At 62.9% G+C, this 23,710-nt stretch carries 25 protein-coding genes; 12 read left to right on the plus strand and 13 right to left on the minus strand.

What is annotated here, in order from left to right:
* Window positions 1-14 precede the first annotated feature (14 nt).
* Window positions 15-1,142: a GTP-binding protein gene (locus RA302_RS07035; RefSeq protein ID WP_047888713.1), complete on the plus strand. Its 1,128-nt coding sequence runs from the start codon at window positions 15-17 to the stop codon at window positions 1,140-1,142.
* Between the two features lie 11 nt (window positions 1,143-1,153).
* On the opposite strand, the gene RA302_RS07040 is transcribed toward RA302_RS07035, so the two are convergent.
* On the minus strand, window positions 1,154-1,816 hold the full coding sequence (locus RA302_RS07040; protein ID WP_019749448.1) for a DedA family protein: 663 nt from the start codon (window positions 1,814-1,816) through the stop codon (window positions 1,154-1,156).
* Between the two features lie 29 nt (window positions 1,817-1,845).
* Entirely contained in the window at window positions 1,846-2,583 is a 738-nt protein-coding gene (locus tag RA302_RS07045) for a VTT domain-containing protein (protein ID WP_029254751.1), read from the minus strand.
* Window positions 2,584-2,763: 180 nt separating this feature from the next.
* Here RA302_RS07045 and fbaA point away from each other — a divergent pair, with 180 nt between their 5' ends.
* On the plus strand, window positions 2,764-3,801 hold the full coding sequence (gene fbaA, locus RA302_RS07050; protein ID WP_021343256.1) for a class II fructose-bisphosphate aldolase: 1,038 nt from the start codon (window positions 2,764-2,766) through the stop codon (window positions 3,799-3,801).
* A 79-nt stretch (window positions 3,802-3,880) separates the two neighbouring features.
* Here fbaA and RA302_RS07055 read toward each other — a convergent pair whose 3' ends face one another.
* Window positions 3,881-4,828: a nuclear transport factor 2 family protein gene (locus RA302_RS07055; protein ID WP_099697969.1), complete on the minus strand. Its 948-nt coding sequence runs from the start codon at window positions 4,826-4,828 to the stop codon at window positions 3,881-3,883.
* Between the two features lie 125 nt (window positions 4,829-4,953).
* On the opposite strand from RA302_RS07055, the gene RA302_RS07060 reads away from it, so the two are divergent.
* The 3 genes from RA302_RS07060 (at window position 4,954) to RA302_RS07070 (ending at window position 7,523) form a co-directional block, all read left to right on the plus strand.
* Window positions 4,954-5,370, plus strand: coding sequence for a DUF3151 domain-containing protein (locus RA302_RS07060; protein ID WP_003944361.1), 417 nt, complete (start codon window positions 4,954-4,956; stop codon window positions 5,368-5,370).
* Window positions 5,357-6,502, plus strand: coding sequence for an FUSC family protein (locus RA302_RS07065; RefSeq protein ID WP_019749453.1), 1,146 nt, complete (start codon window positions 5,357-5,359; stop codon window positions 6,500-6,502). The genes RA302_RS07060 and RA302_RS07065 overlap by 14 nt, the downstream gene beginning before the upstream one ends.
* A 91-nt stretch (window positions 6,503-6,593) precedes the next feature.
* Complete coding sequence (locus tag RA302_RS07070) at window positions 6,594-7,523, plus strand: cation diffusion facilitator family transporter (RefSeq protein WP_019749454.1); 930 nt, start codon at window positions 6,594-6,596, stop codon at window positions 7,521-7,523.
* Here the strand turns inward: RA302_RS07070 and RA302_RS07075 are convergent.
* Window positions 7,513-7,977, minus strand: coding sequence for a pyridoxamine 5'-phosphate oxidase family protein (locus tag RA302_RS07075; protein ID WP_029254754.1), 465 nt, complete (start codon window positions 7,975-7,977; stop codon window positions 7,513-7,515). The genes RA302_RS07070 and RA302_RS07075 overlap by 11 nt on opposite strands.
* A 64-nt stretch (window positions 7,978-8,041) precedes the next feature.
* Between RA302_RS07075 and RA302_RS07080 the strand changes: the two genes are divergently transcribed.
* Window positions 8,042-8,992, plus strand: coding sequence for a WYL domain-containing protein (locus RA302_RS07080; protein WP_338479924.1), 951 nt, complete (start codon window positions 8,042-8,044; stop codon window positions 8,990-8,992).
* Here RA302_RS07080 and RA302_RS07085 read toward each other — a convergent pair whose 3' ends face one another.
* Entirely contained in the window at window positions 8,993-9,934 is a 942-nt protein-coding gene (locus RA302_RS07085) for a DUF808 domain-containing protein (RefSeq protein WP_020968812.1), read from the minus strand.
* Between the two features lie 240 nt (window positions 9,935-10,174).
* Between RA302_RS07085 and RA302_RS07090 the strand changes: the two genes are divergently transcribed.
* Window positions 10,175-10,831 carry a methyltransferase domain-containing protein gene (locus RA302_RS07090; protein WP_003944335.1) on the plus strand — a complete coding sequence of 219 codons (657 nt, stop codon included), beginning with the start codon at window positions 10,175-10,177 and terminating at the stop codon, window positions 10,829-10,831.
* 28 nt (window positions 10,832-10,859) lie between these two features.
* Here RA302_RS07090 and RA302_RS07095 read toward each other — a convergent pair whose 3' ends face one another.
* Window positions 10,860-12,029, minus strand: a complete 1,170-nt coding sequence (locus tag RA302_RS07095; protein ID WP_020906649.1) for a thiolase family protein — start codon at window positions 12,027-12,029, stop codon at window positions 10,860-10,862.
* The gene (locus RA302_RS07100) at window positions 12,026-13,441 is read right to left on the minus strand and encodes an MFS transporter (protein ID WP_338479931.1); all 1,416 of its coding nucleotides are present in this window, start codon (window positions 13,439-13,441) and stop codon (window positions 12,026-12,028) included. The genes RA302_RS07095 and RA302_RS07100 overlap by 4 nt, the downstream gene beginning before the upstream one ends.
* 58 nt (window positions 13,442-13,499) lie before the next feature.
* On the opposite strand from RA302_RS07100, the gene RA302_RS07105 reads away from it, so the two are divergent.
* Window positions 13,500-13,997, plus strand: coding sequence for a helix-turn-helix domain-containing protein (locus RA302_RS07105; RefSeq protein ID WP_031333093.1), 498 nt, complete (start codon window positions 13,500-13,502; stop codon window positions 13,995-13,997).
* A gap of 92 nt (window positions 13,998-14,089) precedes the next feature.
* Window positions 14,090-15,328, plus strand: coding sequence for a DUF222 domain-containing protein (locus RA302_RS07110; RefSeq protein WP_338479935.1), 1,239 nt, complete (start codon window positions 14,090-14,092; stop codon window positions 15,326-15,328).
* 89 nt (window positions 15,329-15,417) lie between these two features.
* On the opposite strand, the gene RA302_RS07115 is transcribed toward RA302_RS07110, so the two are convergent.
* From RA302_RS07115 to RA302_RS07125, 3 genes are all read right to left on the minus strand, one after another.
* Window positions 15,418-15,906, minus strand: coding sequence for a GNAT family N-acetyltransferase (locus tag RA302_RS07115; RefSeq protein WP_007726792.1), 489 nt, complete (start codon window positions 15,904-15,906; stop codon window positions 15,418-15,420).
* Between the two features lie 70 nt (window positions 15,907-15,976).
* Entirely contained in the window at window positions 15,977-16,747 is a 771-nt protein-coding gene (locus RA302_RS07120; RefSeq protein WP_338479939.1) for a site-2 protease family protein, read from the minus strand.
* Window positions 16,744-17,418 carry a hypothetical protein gene (locus tag RA302_RS07125; protein WP_081341462.1) on the minus strand — a complete coding sequence of 225 codons (675 nt, stop codon included), beginning with the start codon at window positions 17,416-17,418 and terminating at the stop codon, window positions 16,744-16,746. The genes RA302_RS07120 and RA302_RS07125 overlap by 4 nt, the downstream gene beginning before the upstream one ends.
* A 283-nt stretch (window positions 17,419-17,701) precedes the next feature.
* Between RA302_RS07125 and RA302_RS07130 the strand changes: the two genes are divergently transcribed.
* Window positions 17,702-18,991 (plus strand): adenylosuccinate synthase, encoded by a 1,290-nt coding sequence (locus RA302_RS07130; protein ID WP_003944351.1) that lies wholly within the window; start codon window positions 17,702-17,704, stop codon window positions 18,989-18,991.
* A 51-nt stretch (window positions 18,992-19,042) separates the two neighbouring features.
* On the opposite strand, the gene RA302_RS07135 is transcribed toward RA302_RS07130, so the two are convergent.
* Entirely contained in the window at window positions 19,043-19,513 is a 471-nt protein-coding gene (locus RA302_RS07135; protein ID WP_338479943.1) for a hypothetical protein, read from the minus strand.
* Between the two features lie 45 nt (window positions 19,514-19,558).
* Complete coding sequence (locus RA302_RS07140; RefSeq protein ID WP_021343262.1) at window positions 19,559-19,789, minus strand: hypothetical protein; 231 nt, start codon at window positions 19,787-19,789, stop codon at window positions 19,559-19,561.
* A 61-nt stretch (window positions 19,790-19,850) separates the two neighbouring features.
* On the opposite strand from RA302_RS07140, the gene RA302_RS07145 reads away from it, so the two are divergent.
* Window positions 19,851-21,326, plus strand: coding sequence for a PLP-dependent aminotransferase family protein (locus RA302_RS07145; RefSeq protein ID WP_050655050.1), 1,476 nt, complete (start codon window positions 19,851-19,853; stop codon window positions 21,324-21,326).
* Window positions 21,327-21,373: 47 nt separating this feature from the next.
* Entirely contained in the window at window positions 21,374-22,477 is a 1,104-nt protein-coding gene (locus RA302_RS07150) for a class I SAM-dependent methyltransferase (RefSeq protein ID WP_042951098.1), read from the plus strand.
* 59 nt (window positions 22,478-22,536) lie between these two features.
* On the opposite strand, the gene RA302_RS07155 is transcribed toward RA302_RS07150, so the two are convergent.
* A complete protein-coding gene (locus RA302_RS07155; RefSeq protein ID WP_020968820.1) occupies window positions 22,537-23,637 on the minus strand; it encodes a CaiB/BaiF CoA-transferase family protein in 1,101 nt (366 codons plus the stop codon).
* Window positions 23,638-23,710: the final 73 nt, after the last annotated feature.

Genomic DNA, 23,710 nt, shown 5'->3' on the forward strand with positions numbered 1-23,710 from the left:
GTTATCATTAAGGTATGAAGCAGCTACCGGTAACCGTGCTGTCCGGATTTCTGGGCGCAGGCAAGACCACACTCCTCAATCACATCCTCGCCAATCGCGACGGCCGTCGGGTCGCCGTCATCGTCAACGACATGAGCGAGATCAACATCGACGCGGCCCTCGTCGCGGGCCAGGGCCACCTCGATCGCACGGAGGAGAAGTTGGTCGAGCTGACCAACGGATGCATCTGCTGCACGCTGCGCGAGGATCTGATCGACGCCGTCGGCGCGCTGGCCCGCGAGGGGCGGTTCGATCAGTTGGTGATCGAGTCCACCGGCATCTCCGAACCGATGCCGGTGGCGGCCACCTTCGACTGGGAATTCGAGGACGGCTTCAGTCTCGGCTCGCTCGCGAAGCTCGACACGATGGTGACCGTGGTGGACGCGTCGACCTTCCTCGGCGAGCTGGCAAAAGGCGAGCGACTGGACGAGCGCAACCTCGAAGCCGGGGAGGGGGACGGACGCAGCATCTCCGATCTCCTGGTTGATCAGGTGGAGTTCGCCGACGTCATCTTGCTGAACAAAACCGACTTGGTGAGTCCGCGGGCGGCGGGAACCGTCGAGGCGACGCTTCGAAGGCTCAACCCCACTGCTCAGCTGATTCGGACCGACCACGGAAAAGTCACCCTCGATCGCGTCCTCGAAACCGGTCTCTACAACCCGGAACTGGCTGCGCAAGTACCCGGTTGGGACGAGGAACTGGCCGGCGGGCACACCCCGGAAACCGAGGAATACGGAATACGCAGCGTCACGTATCGAGCCTCGCGACCCTTTCATCCGGCGCGACTCGAGGCTGCGCTCGGTCAGTTCGCGGGACTCTTGCGAAGCAAAGGCTTCTGCTGGATCGCCAGTCGGCCCGAGTTCGCCGCTATCTGGTCGCAGGCAGGCCCCAACCTCGTCATCGAACCGGCGCAACTGTGGGCGTCGGCCGCGGAGGTGCCAGGGCAGGAGATCGTGTTCATCGGAGTGAAACTCGACCCGGCGACGCCGTCGCGAATCCTCGATCCGGCTCTGCTGACCGATGACGAACTACGCGAAGGACCGCGGGCCTGGACTCGCTACGAGGACCCGCTTCCGGCGTGGGACCAGAGCCACCTGCACTGAGCAGACAGCTTCTAGTCGAGGACTTCTTCGACCTCGACGTCTTCGGCCGGTCGGGCCATTTCCTTGCGGTACTGCCAAATTCCCAACGCGGTGCCGATGACCAAGCTGACCATCATCACGATCAGCACGGCGGGCAGCAACCACGGAACGCGATCGAGGAACGAGCCACCGTAGAAACCGAGCAGCAGGAGTACCGGTGCCCAGATGATCGCGCCGATGGTGCTCGCGATGGTGTAGCGCGTGTGGTTCATCTTGGCTGCGCCTGCGACCATCGGGCACAGGGTGCGAACCCACGGAACCCAGCGGGCGATCAGGACGGCCCAGAACCCGTGTCTCTCCAACAGGATGTTGACGCGGTGCAGATTCTTCTCGGTGAAGTACTTGCCGCCCTTACGGGCTTTGATGTGGTTGCCCGTCCGGTGGCCGATGACGTAACCGACCTGGTTGCCGGCAATGGCAGCGATCATCGCGCCCACCGACAGCGCCCACACGTGGCCTGCACCGGATTCGTGACCGGCAAGCACGATTCCGGCTGTGATCAGCAGCGAGTCACCGGGGAGAAACAACCCGAGGATGATCGCGCACTCGATGAAGACGAACGTGACGACGATGATCCAGACCAACAGGGGCCCGGCAGTCTCGAGTGGGGAGAAACTGCCGGATGCGAGCGTCATCGTGGTCAGTTCTTCGCCTCGTTCTGCAATCAGGGGGTGGGGTCTTCGGGGACTGTCACCGTCGAATTGTCCGTAGTGGAAGTATTCGCCGATTCACCACGTCTCGACGCCAGAATTCGCTTTCCGATTTCGAAGACGATCGGCAGAACCGACACCAGGACGATCAAGATGAAGATGTAGTCGACATTGTCGCGGATGAATTCGATCTGCCCCAGGAGGTAGCCGAGCAAAGTCACACCGGCACCCCACAGGATGCCGCCGACGATGTTGTAGGTCAGGAACAGTGAGTACTTCATCTTCGAGGCGCCCGCGACAACCGGTGCAAAAGTACGCACGATCGGCACGAACCTCGCCAGGATAATGGTGATCGGGCCGTGCTTTTCGAAGAAGGCATGCGACTCGTCGATGTACTTCTTCTTGAAGAACCGCGCGTCGTCCGTCTTGAACAGGGCAGTTCCGCCCTTGGCGCCGATGTAGAACCCGACTTGGTCACCCAGAATCGCGGCGATCGGAATCGTCACCAGGAGCACCCACAGCGGCGCGAACGGTTCGATCTCCGTCGACTTGGAAGCCGCGATCAGCCCTGCGGTGAAGAGCAGAGAATCGCCGGGCAAGAGCGGAAACAGCAGCCCTGATTCGATGAAGACCACCAGAAGCAGTCCCACCAGAACCCACGTTCCGAAGGAATTCAAGAGGTTCACGGGATCGAGGAAGCCGGGCAGCAAGGCCAGGTTCGTCACGGATTCAGTTGCTGCCTGCACATTCACGGGGGCCAGAGTACCGGCCGAATCTGAGTGTTTCCCACCACCGCAGGTCATCGCGTCGGTGGCGGCGGCCGAGACCGCAAAGAGACGTGACGAGTCGGACTTGCCATACTGCTAGGACCACACGAAGCGCTTTCACATCGCCGAGCGCTCCGAACGACACGTATATGGAGGACTCCCGCCGTGCCTATCGCAACTCCCGAGGTCTATGCCGAGATGCTTGGTCGGGCCAAGGAGCATTCCTTTGCCTTCCCCGCCATCAACTGTGTCGGCTCCGAATCCATCAACGCAGCCATCAAGGGCTTCGCGGACGCCGGCAGTGACGGCATCATCCAGTTCTCGACGGGCGGCGCCGAGTTCGGTTCCGGTTTGGGCGTCAAGGACATGGTCACCGGCGCTGTTGCGCTCGCCGAGTTCGCACACGTGATCGCGGCAAAGTACGACGTCACCATCGCGCTGCACACCGACCACTGCCCGAAGGACAAGCTGGACACCTACGTGCGTCCGCTGCTCGCGATCTCGCAGGAGCGCGTCGACGCCGGTCGTAACCCGCTGTTCCAGTCGCACATGTGGGACGGCTCGGCTATCCCGATCGACGAGAACCTGGCAATCGCCAAGGAACTGCTCGCCCTCTCCAAGGCTGCACGCATCATCCTCGAGGTCGAGATCGGTGTCGTCGGCGGCGAAGAAGACGGCGTCGAGGCCGAGATCAACGACAAGCTCTACACCTCGAGTGAAGACTTCGAGAAGACGGTCGATGCTCTGGGCATCGGCGAACAGGGCAAGTACCTGCTCGCAGCCACCTTCGGCAACGTCCACGGCGTCTACAAGCCGGGCAACGTCAAGCTCAAGCCCGAGGTTCTCGAAGAGGGCCAGAAGGTCGCCGCTGCCAAGCTCGGCCTGGCCGCAGGCTCGCAGCCCTTCGATTTCGTCTTCCACGGTGGATCGGGATCGCTGAAGTCCGAGATCGAGGATTCGCTGAACTTCGGCGTCGTCAAGATGAACGTCGACACCGACACCCAGTACGCGTTCTCCCGTCCGATCGCCGGACACTTCTTCTCCAACTACGACGGCGTCCTCAAGATCGACGGCGAGGTCGGAAACAAGAAGGCATACGACCCGCGCAGCTACCTCAAGAAGGCCGAAGCAGGCATGACGGCTCGCGTCGTCGAGGCGTGCAACGACCTGAAGTCGGCCGGACGCTCGGTGTCCGCAGGCTGATCGGCTTCACAACTCAGCATCACAGAACAAAATGCGCGCCGACGAATTTCTCGTCGGCGCGCATTTTCTGTTCAGGTGCTTACTTGCTGGGATCGCAGACCTTCCACGTGCCGTCCTGGCGCTCGAGGTCGAACGTGCGCCACGACTGTTCGCCGGTGCTCGGCAAACTTGCCTGGACCTGAGCGATCGCGGTGTCGTCGGTGATGCGCACCGCATCGACGGCTCCGACCTGCGGGATCGTCTTCTGAGCGACGGCATTGTCGTGGACCTGAGCGAACGCCGCGTCCGGAATAGTGCGGTAGTACTCGCCCAGCGCCCCACACGTCGACGTTCGTAGCGTCGCCAGATCACCGGTCTGAAGAGCATCGACGTACGTCGAGATGGCAGTCTGAACCTGGGCTTCAGGTGAGCTTTCGCCGCTACCGCTGTTGGACGAGACGAAGACTGCGATGCCGATTGCCGCGAGGACGGCGACGCCGGCCGCTGCTGCCGCGATGTACCAGCCCTTGCCGCTGCGCTTGGTTTTTTCCGGCGCGGCAGGCTCGATGCGAGTCGGCATCGGCTGGGCCGGCGGTGGGGTCGCTGCGACACCCACACGTTGAGGTGCGGCGCGCTGCTGCGGTTGAGGCGCGGAGCGCTGTGGCGGTTGAGGCGCGGAGCGCTGTGGCGGTTGAGGCGCGGAGCGCTGTGGCGGTGGCGGCGGGGTTGGAGCTTGCCGGGGTGGCGGTGTCGGCTGCGAGGCTTTCGGAATCGCGACGGTGGCGGGCTCCGGCTTGGGCTGGGGTGTCGGTGCTGCTGCCGGTGTTTCTGCTGGTGTTGCTGTGGGTGCCTGAGTTGCCTTGGGGATCGCGACGGTTGGCGCGCTGGCGGCTTTGGCGTCGCCGTCCGCCTTCGAGTTCTTGTCCGCCTTCGAGTTCTTGTCTGCCTTCTGGATCGCCACAGTCGCAGGTTCGGTCGGGGCCGACTTCTCGGGCGCACCGTTCGGGGCTGCGCTCTTTTTCGAGTTGTCGTCTTTCGAGTCCGGCACGGGTAACCCTTCGGTCTTATGCGGCAATGACCATGTCAGGGTAACGACCGGTATGTACCGGGCATAACTCCGACCGTCGGCGAGGCGGTCCTGTGGCAGAAAGGCGTAGCGGGCACAATGAGCGCATGACCCAATTCGGTGACCTGCTCGGACCCAAGCCCACTCTGCTTCCCGGCGACGACGAGGCGGAATCGGCACTGCTCAACCACGCTGACCCGGCCCAGGTCGCGGCCGACCATCCCACTGCCTCCATCGCGTGGGCCTACCTCGCCGAGGCTGCCCTGGACAAGGGCGAAACCATCACTGCCTACGCCTACGCGCGTACCGGCTACCACCGCGGACTCGACCAACTGCGTCGTAACGGTTGGAAGGGTTTCGGTCCTGTGCCCTACAGCCATGAACCGAACCGCGGATTCCTCCGTTGCGTCGCTGTCTTGGCCAAGGCCGCGAAGACGATCGGTGAGGCCGACGAGTACGCGCGTTGCCTAGATCTGCTCGAAGACTGCGATCCCAACGCCGCCGAAGCGCTTGGCCTCGGTTAGCAGTTTCCGTCCGAGCCGGGCCGGTATCAAGGACCGGGCTCGCAAATCGGTGCGTCGGCTTCAGACGTCGGCGCTACCGATCATTCAATGTGCCTTGGCGGCCGGATTGGCGTGGTGGGTTGCCACCACGGTGATCGGGCACCATGCGCCGTTCTTCGCGCCGATTGCCGCCGTGGTCTCGCTCGGTCTGTCGTTGGGCGCCCGACTACGACGTTCGTTCGAGTTGGTTGCGGGTGTCACGGTCGGTATCGGAATCGGTGACCTGATCATCTCCGGCATCGGGAGCGGACCCTGGCAGATCAGTTTGGTTGTCGTGCTGGCGATGTCCGTCGCGGTGCTACTGAACAGTGGGCCGATCTTCTCCATGCAGGCCGGAAACTCGGCCGTGCTGGTGGCGACGCTGATCCCACCGGGCGGCAGTGGCGGGCCCGATCGCATGATCGACGCCCTTGTCGGTGGTTTGGTGGGCATCGCGGTGGTCGCGATCATCCCCACGCACCCGGTACGACGCGCACGCAAGGACGCTGCATCGATTCTCGGAACAGCGTCAGAGGTACTGCAATTGGTGGCAGACGGCCTCGTCGCGAACGACCCGGACCCGATCGTGAAGGCGCTGCAGAAGGCGCGCGCAACTCAGGGTGCCATCGACGGATTGCGCAGCAACCTCCTCGGCGGGCGTGAGATCAGCCGAATCTCCCCGCTGTACTGGAACAGTCGACCGCGCCTCGAAAGGCTCATGGCGACAGCCGATCCCATCGACAACGCGATGCGCAACATTCGAGTGCTCGCGCGTCGTTCGTTGACGTTGGTCAGGGACGACGAGATCCTCGATCCTCGTCTGGTGGCTCAGGTCGAGCGCTTGTCGAAAGCCGTCGAAGTTCTCAAGGACATGATCCTGGCGGAGCCGGGTGAGCAGCCTGATCAGGCCGAGGCAGCGCGCGTCCTGCGCTCGGTGGCGAAGGAACTGAAACCGGCGATAGTCGAGAACGCAGGCCTGTCCTCGACGGTGGTGTTTGCCCAGATTCGATCGCTGGTCGTCGACCTCTTGCAGGTAGCAGGCATGAAGCGCATCTCGTCGATCGCCACTCTGCCGCCCACTGTGCCGCACCCGGCGTACGAGCCGGATCACTGACCTCTGCCTTTTCCCGCTCACTGAGCAACTCATTGTATGTATGCGAATGTATGCATATGCTCTGAGGAGGACTTGGGAGGGAACAGGACAAATGGGAGCAGGGCACGGCCATTCACACGGCCACTCGGCAGCAGATTCGGTCGGAGTAGGGCCGTCACCGCAACGCATCAAGAAAATGGCGATCGCGCTTGCGATCCTCGTTGCATTTCTCGTACTCGAAGCCACGGTCGGCATTCTGATCAACTCGCTGGCGCTGCTTGCCGACGCCGGCCACATGCTCACCGACGTGGTGGGCATGGCCATGGGATTGACGGCTTTGCTGCTCGCGAAGAAGGGCAGCACCACCGCGGCCAGGACCTTCGGTTGGCACCGCGCCGAAGTGCTGACCGCCATGGCCAACGCCGTGATGCTGCTGGCCGTCGCCGCCTGGGTCTTCTACGAGGCAATCGGCCGCATCGGTAACGAACCCGAGATCCCGGGCGGCGCCCTGATCATCACTGCGGCCGCCGGTCTGGCCGCGAACATTGTCGTGATGCTGATGCTGCGCGGCGATTCCAAGGACAGCCTCGCGGTGCGTGGCGCGTACCTCGAAGTGCTTGCAGACGCCGTCGGTAGCGTCGGAGTTCTGATTGCCGGTGGCCTTGTCCTGCTGTTCAACTGGACGTGGGCGGACGTCGTCGTCGGTGTTCTCATCTCGCTGTGGGTGGTGCCGCGTGCGATCAAACTGGCCGCAGCATCGCTGCGCATTCTGACGCAGGCGTCGCCGGCCGACGTCGACGTCGAAGCGGTCGAGGCCGACCTGGCGGCGCTGCCGAGCGTGATGGGTGTTCACGACCTACACGTCTGGACGCTCACCACCGGCATGGATGTCGCGACGGTCCACCTGACCAGTGACGCGAATTCGTCGAACGTTCTGGAATCCGCGCGCACCGTCCTCGAGAGTCACGGTCTTTCCCACGCCACCGTTCAGGTGGAATCGTGTGCCAACGGCGAGCATTGCGAGAAGAACGTCACTTGGTGAAGCGGGTGATCTCCTTGCCCGGCTTCCAGAGATCGACGTACATGTGCTCGTCGTCGACCGTCGTGTGCACCACCTCGTCGATGTCGAGGACAAAGAGGTGCAGGGGTTTCGGAACCTCGTAGGTGTAGCTTGCGAGCACGGCTTCGAACTCGTCGCCGGTCACCTCGCGTGCGATTCCGGCGATCTTCGCATCGCCGCCCTCCATGGTGTGCTCACCGGGATTGCTGTGTAGGGCGTAGCGCCCGTCACGGATGAGATCCTTCGCCTTGAGTGCGCCGAACATCGAACCGAGGACCAGACGCCCGTCGAGGATTTCGACTTCGGTGCCGCTCACGCGCGGTGAACCGTCCTTGCGCAGCGTTGCGAGGACGTGATGCTTGTGGGCTTTGAATCGTGCTTGGACCGCGTCGGCAAGAGCGGGTACTTCTTCGGAGAACTGCTTCCAAGTGACCATGACGGTCATTGTGCACTCCTATTCCTGACAACTTCTGTCAGTAATTCTCGGTAATGTTCGGTCCATGAGATCCGCGCGGTTGCTCCAACTCATGCTGCGTTTGCAGGGGAGTCGCGGCGTTATCGCCGATCAGTTGGCCGAAGAGTTCGGCGTTTCGGTGCGGACGATCTACCGCGACGTGGCCTCGTTGTCGGCTGCCGGCGTGCCGATCTGGACCGAGAGCGGCCCCGGTGGTGGCATCCGTCTGCTCGACGGTTGGCAGTCCAAGCTGTCCGGTATGACGGACGACGAGACGTCCGCACTCATGCTGTTGGGCGTGCCGTCCATCGCTGCAGATCTCGGGCGATCCGACGCCGTCGGTTCGGCGGGGGCCAAACTGCTCCGCTCCCTGCCCGGTCCCCTGCGCGAGAGTGCACGACTGTGGCAGGACCGCATTCTCGTGGACGTTCCGGGTTGGTTCGGCGGCGTCGACGACATCTCTGCGCTTCCGATCGTCACATCCGCTGTGCTGGACTCGCGTCGACTGCGCTTCGCCTATCGCGATCGCGAGCGGACGGTCGAACCGCTGGGTCTGGTCATCAAAGCCGGTGTTTGGTATCTGGTGGCGGGGATGAACGGTCGAACGCTGTCGTTTCGAGTCGGGCGCATCAAAAATGCCGTGGTAGAAGATGATTCGTTCACTCGGCCGGTGGATTTCGACCTGCCGTCGTGGTGGGCGGCGTCGATGGCCGAGTTCGACCGTTCGCTGCTTCGCTTCGAATGTCGCGTGCGGTTGTCACCAGAGGGCAGGCGCCGGCTCCCCGATGTGGTGGGCGAGCTTGCCGCTGCCGTCGAAGTGGGGCCAGAGGACAACGACGGATGGGTGAGTGCGGAGCTGAAACTCGAGAGCGAAGCTGTCGCGCTCTCGCAGTTGATCGGTCTGGGAGCGGACGTCGAAGCGCTCGAGCCACGGTCGTTGCGTGAAGGAATGCGCGCCGTGGCGGAGCAGATGGTGCTCCGCCACAACTCGCAGTGACTAGGCCGTTGCAGAACGCTTTGCGAGGAGGCGGGTGATACCCAGTTGAGCTGCGACGATGATGGCGCCGACCACCAGACCCAGTGCCGCCGACGCAAGGGTGTTGACGATCCACGCCAGTACCCCGCCGACTCCGGCGATGTCACTGACTGCTTCTTCGCCGTGATGAACGGCGTCGTACAGCGGGTGGAAGCCCAGTTCGTCGATGCCGACCAACAGGATGTGGCCACCGACCCACAGCATCGCGGCGGTACCCACCACCGAGAGCACTGACATCACGTGAGGCATGCCGCGAACGAGGCCTCGGCCGACCTTGTGGGTGAAGCCAGACGACGTCTCGGCGATCTTCAATCCGATGTCGTCCATCTTCACGATCAGTCCGACGACGCCGTAGACGACCACGGTGATGACGACCGCCACGACGGCAAGGATCACCAATCGGCTCCAGAAACCTTCGCCCGCGATGGTGTTGAGGGCGATCACCATGATCTCGGCCGACAGGATCAGGTCGGTGCGGACGGCACCCGAAACCACTGCTTCTTCGTCGCGAGGATGCTCGTCAGCGGCCTCGTGGTGGTCACCGTGGCCGAAAATTGCACCCCAGATCTTGTGAACCGCTTCGTAGCTGAGGTAACAGCCGCCGACCATCAACAGTGGCGTCAGCAGCCAGGGGAGGAACTGACTCAGCAGCAGAGCGATCGGAAGAATGATCAGCAGCTTGTTGCGCAGCGATCCGATGGCGATGCGCTTGATGATGGGCAACTCGCGTTCGGCCGCGAGCCCACGGACGTACTGCGGCGTGACGGCTGCGTCGTCGATGACGACGCCTGCAGCTTTGGCGGTCGCCTTACCGGTTGCGGCGGCAACGTCGTCGATCGAGGCGGCAGCCATACGAGCCAGGGCTGCGACGTCGTCGAGCAGGGCGAAGAGTCCTCCGGCCATCACAGACCTCCAGTGGAATCAGTGGAAAAAGGTGGCCGGACCGATCCGGTGACGCAGTTACTTGATCGCACGAGGTCTCTATCCATGATGGTCGTTGGTGAGGTCAGGTCACCTGGAACGATACCGGGGGCATCCGTCAGGGACGACCTCGCTCGGCCGGTCGCTCTTCGTCACGAAAGGTCTTCCCGACCCGGTGCTCGCGTGTAAGACTGCACAGAAGATCGATCGAAACGGGGCACTATGCGTGAACCAGACACTGCACAGGTCGCCAAGACTTTCGACGCAATGGCGGCGCACTACGACCGACAGATCGGGCGCTTCGAGCGCTTTGTGCTCGGTGACGCCCGGAAATGGGCTGTAGATCAGGCGCATGGGCGCGTGGTCGAAATTGCCGTGGGCACCGGGCTGAACCTGCCTCTCTACGGGGACGACGTCGACTACGTCATCGGCGTGGACATCTCGACTGCGATGCTCGATCAGGCCAGGGTCAAGGTCTCCGAGGGAGTGAAGACCGAAGTCGACCTACGACTCGGAGACGTGCAAGCACTCGATGTTCCTGACGAATGCGTGGACACATTGGTCTCCACCTACGCGTTCTGCACGATCCCCGATCCGGACCGAGTTGCCAGCGAAGCATTTCGAGTGCTGGTGCCTGGTGGTCGATTCGTGCTCGCTGAGCACGGGCCGAGCACCAACACGGTTGTACGGGCGCTGATGAAGGCCGTCGAACCGCTTTCTGTACGGTTCGGTGCCGATCACCTCACCCGCGAACCGGTCGGATACCTCGAAAACGCAGGCTTCCTGATCGACGAGGTGCAGCGCAGTGGACGGGGTGGAATCGTGTTCCGGGTCGTTGCGCGCAAGCCGGATCCCGAATGGACGGCACTCGGTCACTAGTGTCCGAGTGCCGTCCAGCGGTGACCGCTCAGCCCAAGCGCTCCAGGATGGTTGCGTTGGCCAGCCCACCTGCCTCACACATGGTTTGGAGTCCGTAGCGCGCGCCGCGCTGCTCCATCGCGTTGACCAGGGTGGTCATGATCCGCGTTCCGCTGCCACCTAGTGGGTGGCCGAGCGCGATGGCGCCGCCGTGGACGTTCACCTTGGACAGGTCGACGCCGGTGTCCGCTGCCCACGAGAGGACGACGGGAGCAAAGGCCTCGTTGACCTCGAACAGATCGATGTCCGAGATCGTCAACCCCGCACGGGCCAAGACCTTCTCGGTGGCCGGGATGACCGCCGTGAGCATGTACAGCGGATCGTCGCCGGCGACAGCGAAGCTGTGCAGCCGTGCCTTCGGGGTGAGGCCGAGTTTCGCGGCGATCTCACTGGTCGTGATCATCACCGCCGAACTGCCGTCCGAAAGCGGGCTGCTGTTGCCCGCGGTGATGGACCAGTCGATCTGTGGGAATCGCTGGGCGTAGTAGTCGGATTCGAAGGCGGTCCGTAGGCCGGCGAGGGTCTCGACCGTGGTGCCGGGGCGGACGGCCTCGTCGACCGACAGTTGCGGGAGCGTGGCGAGTTCCTTGGTGAAGTAACCACTCTCGGTTGCCAGCGCGGCTTTCCGATGACTCGACGCCGAGAATTCGTCGAGTTGGGTGCGGCTCAGTCCCCACTTGGCAGCGATCAATTCGGCGCTGATGCCCTGCGGTACCAGACCGTCCGGATAGCGCTCTTCGAAACCTACACCGAGTGACTCGCGCCCGACGCTACTCGAGCCCATCGGCACTCGGCTCATCGACTCGACTCCGGCAGCGACAACGATGTCGTACGCACCGGCAATAACGCCCTGAGCAGCAAAATGAACTGCTTGTTGGCTACTTCCACACTGTCGGTCGACGGTGGTTCCCGGTACCGACTCAGGGTAGCCGGCGGCGAGAAGGGCAGTGCGAGTGACATTCTGGCTCTGTTCACCGACTTGACTGACCGCGCCGCCGATGACGTCGTCGATCAGCGCGGCATCGATCCCGGTGCGCTCGACTACCGCTTTGAGGCTGTGGGCGAGGAGGTCGACGGCGTTGATGCCGTGCAGGGCGCCGTTCGCCTTTCCCTTGCCGATCGGAGTGCGAACGGCTTCGACGATAACTGCGTCTCTCATGACAAATTCCTTTCAGGGATGGCGGATTCAGCAGGGACAACTGGGGTGGGTGTGGTCGCAGGCGTCATTCCCAGCGATGCCAGGGCAGACACAAGCGCGACGGCAAAGATCACCCACCAGGCCTGGCGGAAGGTGTCGGGGTCGACGGAGGAGCCGAGAACCGCGATCAGAACACTCACGCCGAGAACGGTTCCGATCTGTCGGCTCATGCTGACGATAGCGCTACCGGTGGCCGATCGGGCCGGTGCAAGATCCGCCGTGGCCTGCGACAGAATGGTCGGCAGGGCAAGGCCGACACCGATTCCGGCGATGATCCAGCCCGGCAGGAGTCCGGTCGCGTAGTTGGGCGTCGAATCAACCGAGACGAGAACGAGTACGGTTCCGACTGCCCACAGAAGGCTGCCGAGTGCGGCGACGCGTCCCGCCGAGTACTTGCGCGAAAGCGATCCACCGGCGATCGCGAACAGCGGAACCAGAAGCGGACCCGGCGAGACGGCGAAGCCGGTGCGCAATGCCGAGTATCCCCAAACTTCTTGCAGCCAGAGGATATTCGAGAGCAGTCCGGCGGCAAATGCCGCGCTGAACAAGATGGCGGTGACGTTGGACCAGGCAAAGGAGCGGATCTTCAGAAGATCGGGAGCAATCAACGGAGTGCGATGGCGAGAGTTGCTCCACCAGAACGAAAGTAGGGTCGCGACGGCGACGGCGAAGGCGATCAGAACGCGGTTGTCGGTCCATCCCCAATCAGGTCCCTGGACGAGTGCCAGCGCGAGAGAGCCGATTCCGACGGTGAGGAGGCCGGCGCCGACGAAGTCGATCCCGGCATCGGAGTCCTTGTGTGTTGTATCCGGGACGAGTCGGACTGCGAAGTAGAGCAATACGATCCCGACTGGAACATTGATCAGGAAGACCCAGCGCCACGACGCCTCGACGAGAATGCCGCCCACGACGGGGCCGAATGCCGCAGCGGCCGCGCCGGCTGCCGCCCAGATGCGTACGCCGGATTGACGTTTCGCAGCCGGGAGTGCACTGATCAGGAGGCCGAGGCTGGCCGGGGTGAGTGCTGCGGCGCCGACTGCCTGAACGATGCGGAATGCCACCAGTGCCCACAATGACGGACTGAAAGCGCAGGCGGCGCTGGCGAGGGTGAACAGTGCGAGGCCGGCGATGAAGGCGCGCTTGTGCCCGATCCGGTCCGCCCAGCGTCCGAGGGGGATCAAAAGCGCGGCGTAGACGATCGCGTAGCTGTTGAGGATCCAACTGAACTCGCCGAGTGAGTGGCCCGGGTAGCTCTTGGCGATGTCGCCGAAGGCCACGTTGACCACAAAAAGATCGAGGCTGGCGACAAACGGCGCTCCCGACAGAATTGCGAGGAGCGGCCCAGTCCGCACTGGCTGGCTATGAAGTTCCATAGTCAGAAATCTAGACTCTGGCTATGGTTATGGCAAGCCAGGGGGTATGGTGAATTGCATGGACGCTGTACGACTGACCGGAGTGCTCGAAGATCGCGACGCCTGGCGGGCCACGCACTGTTCGATCGGGCGGGCGATGGAAGTGGTCGGCACCCGGTCCGCGATGCTCATTCTGCGAGAGGCCTATTACGGCACAACGCGTTTCGACGACTTCGCGTCGCGAGTCGGCATTACCGAGGCGGTTGCGTCGTCAAGGCTGAAAGAGCTCACTGAGGCGGGACTGTTCGAGCGTGTGCCGTACAAGGAGCCTGGAAAGCGGACGCGGCACGAGTACGTGCTCACCGAGAAGGGTCGTGACCTGCTGCCGGCGGTTCTTGCGCTGATGCAGTGGGGAGACAAGTATCTGCACGGCGGAAAAGGCGGACCGTTGGAGGTGGCTGACGACGCTACTGGTGAGCGTGTTCGTGTCGAGGTGCGCAGTGAGTCGGGTCGTGAAGTGCCTTTGGGGGAGTTGCGAGTCTCTGTCAACGAATCGCGTCGGCGGTTGCGCGAATAGCAATGCATCTCAACAGCTCTCGAGTGTAGGTCTTCTTGAAGTTGTCCGTTATGTCCCTGGTTATCGAAAGTATGTTCGATTAAGATTTCGGTATGGACAGTCGGGAAGCGTGGCAGCTGGATGGCGAGGGCCTTAAGAGTGAGGTTCTGGATCTGGTGCGTGTCCGGCACGAGTTGCAGTCGCGGATGGTGTTGTTGATCGTGGAGATGTTTTCCCGTGAGGTTCTCGGCGGGAAGGGTTTTCGGGCGATCGCGCAGTGGTTGCACGGTTCGACGAATCTCGAGATCGGCGAGTGCAGTCTGCTGGTCGGGTTGGCGCGGTTGCTGATGCTCGAACCCGTTGTGGGCGATGCGTTTCACCGTGGTGATGTTGATGCGTTGAAGGCGCGGCAGGTGGCGTCGTTTTGTCAGCATCCACCGAAGAACATGACGCCGGCGGATGTGGACAAGGCTCGCGGGATTCTGCTTGGCCTGGCGTCGAAGAACATCGCGGATTGTGATGCGGTGCGGGCAGCGATTCGGCGGATCGAGAAGCAGTACGGCAAGCGTGAGGACGGGGTCCCGGTCGGGGAAGATTCGGAGCGCAACGAGTTCTACGCCTCGAAAGGCCTGTACGGCAGAGTAACTGTGAAGGGTGACTTGGATGCGGTGAACGGGGCGCGTCTGATCACGTTGTTGTCGAGTTTGTCGGCTCCGACGCCGGAGAAGGACGGTGTGAAGGACACGCGTACTCCGGCATTACGGCGTGCGGACGGGTTTTGCGAGTTGTTGCGCCGTTACGAGGGGGCGGGGTTGGGTCCGATCGAAGGCGGGGTGAAACCGCACATCACGGTGACTGCGTCGGCGAAAGACATGACGGACCTTAAAGTTCTGAAAGACCTGTTGCCGTCCACTGAGGAGTTGGGGTTCGCGTGGACGGATTGGGTGGGCCCGATCAGTATCGATACTGCCCGGATGCTGGCGTGCGACTGCACCGTGACGCGGATTTTGTTGGATGAGAATGGTGTTCCGCTCGACTGCGGCAAGGAAGCGAGAACGGCGACTGTTCCGCAGCGCCGGGCTCTTGCGGTTCGGGATGGCGGGTGTGCGTTTCCGGGGTGCGGGACGCCGTCGGGGTGGTGCGATGCTCATCATATTGTTCATTGGAATGATGGTGGCCCAACGGATCTCGACAATCTGATCTTGTTGTGCGGTCATCACCATCGGACGCTGCACCACACGGAGTGGCGGGTGGAGATCGGCCCGGATCGGAGGACGGTGTTCTATCCGCCGATGTCGGTTGATCCGCACCAGCATCCCATCGGCGGGAACAGCCCACCGACAGCAGCCTGAAGTGAAACAACTCGAGACGCGAGCACCGGGGCACCGCCATGCCCCGGTGCTCGAGCCCGCGTTTGGGAGTCTGGGTGGTTGGCTGTGTGTCAGCTCAGCGACTTCTTGAACCCGACGTGGGAGGCGACAAATCCGAGTCGCTCGTAGAAGTCGTGAGCTTCCTTGCGAGTTTGATCCGAGGTGAGCTGCGCCAGGAACGCGCCGCGCCGGGCGCCTTCTTCGCAGGCCCAACGGATCATCGAACTGCCGATGCCCTTGCTCCGGTAATCCTCGTGGACGCGAACAGCTTCGATCTGCAGTCGTGTCGCCCCCATTCGGCTCATACCCGGAATGAAGGTCAATTGCATGGTGCCGATTACCGCGTCACCGACCAGAACGGTGACGAGGAGTTGCGCCGGATCCTCGTCGATTCGCTTGAATGCGTCCTCGTAGATCGTTCGGGCCTCGGGGTTGGTCGTCTCCCGGGTGCTCCCGATCGGGTCGTCGGCGAGCAAGTCGATCAGTGCTTCCACGTGTCGAATCTCGGCCCGCGTGAGGGTGTACTCCACTCCGCCGGACTGAAATGACGTCGCAATCATCGATGCTCTCCTGAAGAAGAATGAATGTCTGAAATGTCAGACTCTCACGAGTCTCCTCCAGTGCACTCGATCACGTCCAAAAACGCATGAGGGCGTTACCGAGCATGGCGTAGTAGTCGGACACACCGCTCAGTTCGAAGATCCAGTAGATCGCATCGAAGAAGACGACATTGATCTGCGGGACGAACAGGAGCGCAACCAGCAGGAGCAGTCCGTACGGCTTGAACTGGTCGAGTTGGTGTCGTGTGTTGGGCGCGAGGTAGGGCTCCAGCGCGTTGTAACCGTCCAGACCGGGGACTGGAAGCAGGTTCAAAACTGTTGCCATGACCTGCAAGAAGGCCAGGAAACTGAGGCCGGCCCAGAACGTCAGATGCTCCGCCGATGAGCCGTACGTACGTATGACGACGAGGAGAATTACCGCGGCGACGGCGTTCGTGAACGGACCGGCGAGCGATATTCGCGCCTGCACCTTGGGCGGGAACATCCCGGTGCGCAGGTACACGGCGCCGCCGGGAAGCCCGATGCCGCCCAAGGCGATGAACAGCACCGGCAGCCCGATCGAGAGCATCGGATGGCTGTACTTGAGCGGGTTGAGCGTCAGATAACCACGAGCCTCGACGTCGGTGTCTCCGTGACGCCACGCCAGATATGCATGGGCGAACTCGTGCAAGCACAGCGTGACCACCCAGCCGGCGACCACGAGGACAAAAACACCCGCGCGGCCCGCGAGGGAACCCCACGTCGAGTTCCAGGCGACAACTCCGGCGATGACGGTGATCGCAACGACGCCCAGGAAGACAGGGCTCGGACGAACCGCCGACCGTGCTGCTCCGGTTCTCACCTGACCAACAACCAAGTCTTGTCGTGCCGGTAGAAGGTCGAACGCTTGAGATCGCGTGGGTTGGCCACCCCGTCGCGAACCAGATGCGCTGCCGGCGAGCCCAGCTGAATGGCTCGGCCTTCCAGCCAGCGTCGCCCGCTCCAGCGGCTCTTGCGGTCGACCGATGCCTTGATCCCGGGGAGCTTGGGGCTCGGCACAATCCGGATACCGGGGACTGTGCCGGAGAACAGCTTGTTGTCGTCGACGTACGCCTCGCCGATCAATTCGGCGGCATCGGCCGGACCCGTGACAGTTGCCGCACCGACCAGCGCGATTCCGGCGTCGTCGCGAATGAGCGGCACGGTGTGGACTGTGCCTTTCAACGCCGTGCGCGCAGCCCGGGCACCGGTTGCGAGTTTGTACGCGTCGGTTGCGTCGGACCTGTTCTCGGTGACGTAGGCGAGTTCGACGTTCAGTCGCTCCAGTCGCATCAACCGTGTCAATGCCGCGGCAAACGCGCCGTCGTTACCCACGACGATCAAGCGAGGCTCCGTGACGACCTGCAGTTGGGACAGGGCCTCGTCGAAGTCCTGCTTCTCCGGAAGTTCAGGGACAGTGAACGACGTGAGTTCACCCAGGGGGAGTGGAACCGGCGAATCGCCACATTTGAGCACCACAGGGGTCAAAGCCACTCCTAGCTCGATCAAGACTTCTTCTCGGGTAGTGGGACCTCGCCACCCTTCCCCGAAATGGCCGTCCGAATCACTGCCGACGATCTTAGTGCGAGTCTCTGTGTCGACTCGCAATCGTGATGGTCACCGGCCAAATTCTGGACCGTCAGGTCTGGTCTGGTGCTCTGGGCTAGACTGCTCCTTCGGTCACTGCAACAGTTCGGCGCTGCATCATGTGCGCGGAAGCCAGGCAGTACCAATGCGGCGGGACAACTGCTGCACGTCGACCGTAGGAGACAACGTCATGCCGGCAATCGTCCTGATCGGCGCCCAGTGGGGCGACGAAGGTAAGGGCAAAGCTACAGATCTACTGGGCGAGCAGCTTCAGTGGGTCGTGCGATACCAGGGCGGTAACAACGCCGGACACACCGTGGTTCTGCCGAACGGTGACAAGTTCGCACTGCACCTCATCCCGTCCGGAATCCTCACCCCCGCCGTCAACAACGTCATCGGTAACGGTGTCGTCGTCGACCCGGGTGTGTTGCTGACCGAATTGGCAGGCTTGGAAGAGCGCGGTGTGGACACGTCCCGCCTGCTGCTTTCTGCTGATGCGCACCTGATCATGCCGTACCACGTGGCCATCGACAAGGTCACCGAACGCTTCCTGGGAGCGAAGAAGATCGGCACGACCGGCCGCGGTATCGGCCCGTGCTACCAGGACAAGATCGCCCGTGTCGGTGTCCGTGCTGCGGACGTCCTTGACGAGAAGATCCTGACCCAGAAGGTCGAAGCGGCACTCGAATTCAAGAATCAGGTGCTGGTCAAGATCTACAACCGCAAGGCACTCGACCCGCAGCAGGTCGTCGAAGAGGTACTGACGCAGGCCGAGGGTTTCAAGCACCGCATCTCGGACACGCGCCTGGAGCTCAACCTCGCCCTCGAGCGCGGCGAGACCGTCTTGCTCGAAGGTTCGCAGGGCACTCTGCTGGACGTCGACCACGGCACGTACCCGTACGTGACCTCGTCCAACCCCACCTCGGGTGGTGCGGCGGTCGGTTCGGGCATCGGTCCCACCAAGATCACCACGGTGCTCGGAATCCTGAAGGCGTACACGACGCGTGTCGGTTCCGGTCCGTTCCCGACGGAGCTGTTCGACGATCACGGCGCATACCTGGCGAAGCAGGGCGGCGAGGTCGGTGTCACCACCGGACGCGCTCGTCGTACGGGATGGTTCGACGCTGTCATCGCGCGTTACGCGACGCGCGTCAACGGCATCACCGACTACTTCCTCACCAAGCTGGACGTGTTGAGCAGCCTCGACACCGTGCCGATCTGTGTCGCGTACGAGGTGGACGGTGTCCGCCACGACGAAATGCCGATGTCGCAGAGCGACATTCACCACGCCAAGCCCATCTACGAAGAGATGCCAGGCTGGTGGGAAGACATCTCGGAGGCTCGCACCTTCGAGGAACTGCCGCAGAATGCGCAGAACTACGTGCTTCGGCTCGAAGAGCTTTCGGGTGCGTTCATCTCCTGCATCGGTGTCGGTCCCGGCCGCGACGAGACGATCGTCCGGCGCGAGATCGTCCGCTAGTTCGTTCCCTCGAAATCCCCGCTCCTGCAAGCAGGAGCGGGGATTCGTGTTTCAAGCCAGCTTCGACAAGTGTGCGGTGACGGTCTTCCAGTCGGGAAACTTGGTGCTGCCGAACTTGATCCACTCGCCCTCGAATCGATCTGCGCCGTTTGCTCCGCGGTCGTCGACGAGGTACTCGCCTCGATTGAGGTGCTTGTGGTGCGAGAGGATCAGACGTTTGTACGCGACGCTGCCCTCCTCCATGCCGAGGTGCTCTTGGACCCACAGAACCTTGTCGTGCCAGGCTGTGGCGTTCTTCCACGGCGCTGTCGAGAGGATGTAGGTGTCGAACTGCTGCGCCAGTTGGTGGTAGGCGTCGATAGCACCGTCGAGAGGATCCATGCGAGAGAAGATGTGTGGCGCTTCGTCGAGCTCGTTCTTGTACTTCTCCCGGACGCCGTCGGTCAGGCGATCGATGCCCGACTGGAAGTTGACCAAGGTGTTGTCGAGATCGATGTAGAGAATCTTTTTGGAAGCCGGCATGGGAACCCTCTCTGGAGACTTTCTGAGTGCGAAAAGAGTCCAGTTTTACGCAACTGGACTGAGATCAGTGAATTCTTCCCCTTGATCACAATCGCACGGAGGTCTGACAGAGTTGATCTCGCGGTCTGAAGTCTTGTCGTGGAAGATGCCGCCGAGGGGTGCTGCCAGGCGAAACTGCTCCAAACGTATGTAAGTACCTTCACCTTCGGCGGGCGCGAAGAAGTAGACGAGTGCCACGAAGAGTCCGATGCCGATCAGGGTTGCGAAGGTAGTCATGGACATATGATCAACTCGACTGGTATTGAGTTACATAGCCAAGTTGTCGATACTGGACTGCATGATGACTCGAGTTCTCGGTGCCCGTTCGCTTGCGCGCGATCTGGGGTCCTGGCAGGAAGAGTCCGGGCGCAGGCCCGCGTACCGTGCGCTTGCCGACGGTATCCGCCTGCTCGTGCACGACGGTCGCGTTCCGCTGGGGGTCGCACTGCCGAGTGAGCGTGAACTTGCGACGGTGCTCGAACTCAGTCGGACCACGATCACGTCGTCGTACTCGGTGCTACGAGACGAGGGGTATCTGATCAGCCGGCAGGGCTCGCGAAGCACCGTAGCTTTGCCCGCCGGCGCGCGGCCGAACGGGTTGATGTTCCGCTCCCATCAACCGGGGCCGAGTGGGCCCGTCGTCGACCTCAGTTACGCGGCGATGGCAGCTCCCGCCGCCCAGGTCGAACTGGCGTATGCGTCTGCGCTGCAGGAACTTCCGAACTTCCTGCCCACGCACGGGATGGAACCGGTCGGGATCGCCGACTTGCGTGACGTGATCGCGCAGCGCTACACGGCGCGGGGTCTACCCACCACCGCCGAACAGATCATGGTGACCTCGGGTGCGCAGCACGCGCTTCGATTGTTGCTGTCGGTGCTCACCTCACCCGGCGAGCGAGTGCTGGTCGATCATCCGACGTACCCCAATGCGCTGGAAGCGATTCGGCGAAACGGCGCTCGGCCCGTGCCGGTTCCGGTCCGACCGGAGTTCGCGGCGGCCGGAGCCTGGGATCTCGACGGGATTCGAAGTGCAGCAAGGCAAACCGCTGCCAGAATGGCATACCTGATTCCCGACTTTCACAACCCGACCGGCCTCTGCATGGACTCTTCCGGCCGCGCCGAGCTTGCGAAGATTGCGCACGAAACGCGAATGACTCTGGTCGTCGACGAGACGATGGTGGACCTGTGGCTCGACGCACCGCCGCCGGCGCCGGTCGCCTCACATGGGCGAGGCGCGGCGAAAACCGAAGTGGTGACGCTCGGTTCGACCGCGAAGTCGCTGTGGGGCGGGCTACGTGTCGGTTGGATTCGCGCCGATGCCGCGCTCATCACCCAGTTGGTGGGGGCGCGTGCCGCGGTCGACCTCGGTACTCCCGTCATGGATCAGTTGGCAGCCGCTTACTTGCTCGCCGACGACCGCTCGTTGCTCGAACAGCGTCGCGAAGTGCTGCGAGAACAGCGTGCGGTACTCCTCGGTGCAGTGGCAGAGCATCTGCCCGACTGGCGTCCCACCATCGGCTCCGGTGGAATGTCGGTCTGGATGCGAATGTCCGCGCCAGTCTCGACGGCGTTGGCGGCGGTGGCACCCAACTTCGGCGTACTCCTTGCCGCCGGCCCCCGTTTCGGCGTCGAAGGTGCGTTCGAACGATTCATCCGCGTGCCGTACGCACGTTCTCCCGAGGACCTCATTCGCGGCGTCGCGTCCATCGCCGCTGCGTACGACACCCTCGCGACGGATCGCGACACGGCAGACCAACGAATGGTCGTCGTCTGAGAACTGGGTACACACCCTGAAAGTGGTGTGAAACCAGGAGGTAGGGCATGACGGCGGTAGACGGTACAGGCGCAGCGGGAACAAGTGCGGCGGACGCGCTCGCAGAACGATTGTTCGCGGCCACGCTCGGGGCGTCGGAGCTGCAGGCTGTGTATCTGGGCGACCGGCTGGGCTGGTACCGCGCGCTGAGCGATCACGGCCCGCTCACGTCGACGGAGCTGGCGGACCGGACAGGGACCGTCGAAAGGTATGCGCGGGAGTGGCTCGAGCAGCAGGCCGTCGCCGGTTATGTGGACGTCAATTCGGATGCCGATCGCCGGTACAGCCTGCCGCAGGCCCACGCCGATGTTCTGGTCGACGACGAGAACCTGCTTTTCCTGGCGCCGTTGGCGAGGCTGTTCGTCGCGACGACGTCGTCGATGCCGCGTCTACTCGACGCTTATCGTCACGGCGGGGGAGTCACGTGGGAATCGATGGGCCCCGATGCTCGCGAGGGCCAGGCGCTGCTGAACCGGCCGATGTATCTCCAGCAGCTCTGTCAGCAGTTCCTGCCGGTAGTCACCGACCTGCACGCCATACTTGTCGGCGGCGGACAGGTCGCTGATCTCGGGATGGGGGAGGGCTGGTCGTCGATCGCGCTCGCCCTCGGATACCCGAAGATCGAAGTGCACGGCTTCGACGTCGACGCCGCATCGGTGAACGCTGCCCGTCGTAACGCCCACGATCGTGGGGTGGACGACCGAGTACATTTCTCGTTGGTCGACGTCGCCGGACAGGCTCCTGAGGCCGGGCGAGTCGATGCCGGGACCTACGATGCCGTGTTCGCTTTCGAATGCCTTCACGACGTTCCGGATCCGGTGGGATTTCTGTCCACGGCTCGGGCGATTGCCCAGCCGGGCGCCCCGGTGATCGTCATGGACGAACGAACGGCAGATGTGTTCGATCCCGAGGCGGGTCCGATCGAGCAATTGCTGTACGGCTTTTCGCTGACGTGCTGCCTGCCCGACAGCCTGTCGCATCCGGGGAGCGTTGCCACCGGGACGGTGATGAGGCACTCGACACTCGAAAGCTATGCCAAGGCCGCCGGTTTCGAGCGGGTTGACGTGCTGCCGATCGAGCACGAGATGTTCAGGTTCTACAGGTTGGGCTGACGCCCCGTGCGTGGTTAGAGAGTCCTGAGGCTCCTTCACCGCGCACGGGGCCGAAGGCCCTAGGTCCAGACCGTGTCGATATCCGTCGCCTCACGCGCCGGCGCAGCGGGCGTCGCGGTGGGCGTGCGCGAGAAGCGCGGTGCGGGAGCATGCTGAGTGACGCCGTCGAGTTCGATGAGCGAACCGCGGGCCGCGATGTGTTCGTTGGACGGAGCCTCGGCGAAAGTCAGGACAGGGGAGACACAGGCGTCGGTGCCGAGGAAGATCTTGGCCCACTCGTCGCGAGTCTTGGACAAGAACTTTTCGGTGAAGAGCGTCTTCATGTCGTCCCACTTGGACGTGTCCATCTGGTGAGGGAGCGTCGCGGGATCGAGTTCGAGGCCCTCGAGCAACAATGCGTAGAACTGCGGTTCGATGGATCCGACGGCCATGTACTTGCCGTCGGAGGTCTCGTAGGTGTCGTAGAACGGAGCGCCGGTGTCGAGGAGGTTGACGCCGCGCTCGTCGGACCAGACGCCGCGACCGCGGAATGCCCACATCATGTGCGAGAGCGCGAGGGTTCCGTCGACCATCGCCGCGTCGACGACCTGGCCCTTACCGGACGTCGAGCGCTCGACGAGAGCCGACAGAATGCCGAAGATCAGGAACATGGAACCGCCGCCGAAATCGCCGACCATGTTGAGCGGCGGGACGGGGCGTTCACCCTTGCGTCCGATGGCGTTGAGGACACCGGTCAGTGAGATGTAGTTGATGTCGTGACCGGCGGCGTTGGCAAGCGGTCCTTCCTGTCCCCAGCCCGTCATACGGGCGTACACGAGGCGCGGATTGCGCTCCGACACCACGTCGGGTCCGAGTCCCATGCGTTCCATGACGCCGGGGCGGAAGCCCTCGATGAGGACGTCGGCGCGGCCCAGGAGATCGAGAACCTTGGCGACGTCGGCCGGATCCTTCAGGTTGGCCTCGACGATGCGGCGGCCGCGCTTGATCTGGTCGGTTGCGTTCGAGTCCTGCGGAATCTGCCCTGCGCGCTGCACGATGACGATGTCGGCGCCCATGTCCGCCAACAGCGTCGCGGCGTGCGGGCCCGGTCCCAATCCAGCGAATTCCACGATCCGAATGCCCGCGAGCGGGCCCTTCTTCTCCACAGCTTCTGCAGACACACGCACTCCCAATTCAGACGGTGACAACACTCCTGACTCGACGGTAACGTGTCGAATCGATCAGGTGTGCTCC

This window comes from Rhodococcus sp. DN22 (assembly GCF_036669995.1).
In the GTDB taxonomy this organism is placed as follows: Bacteria; Actinomycetota; Actinomycetes; order Mycobacteriales; family Mycobacteriaceae; genus Rhodococcus_F; species Rhodococcus_F erythropolis.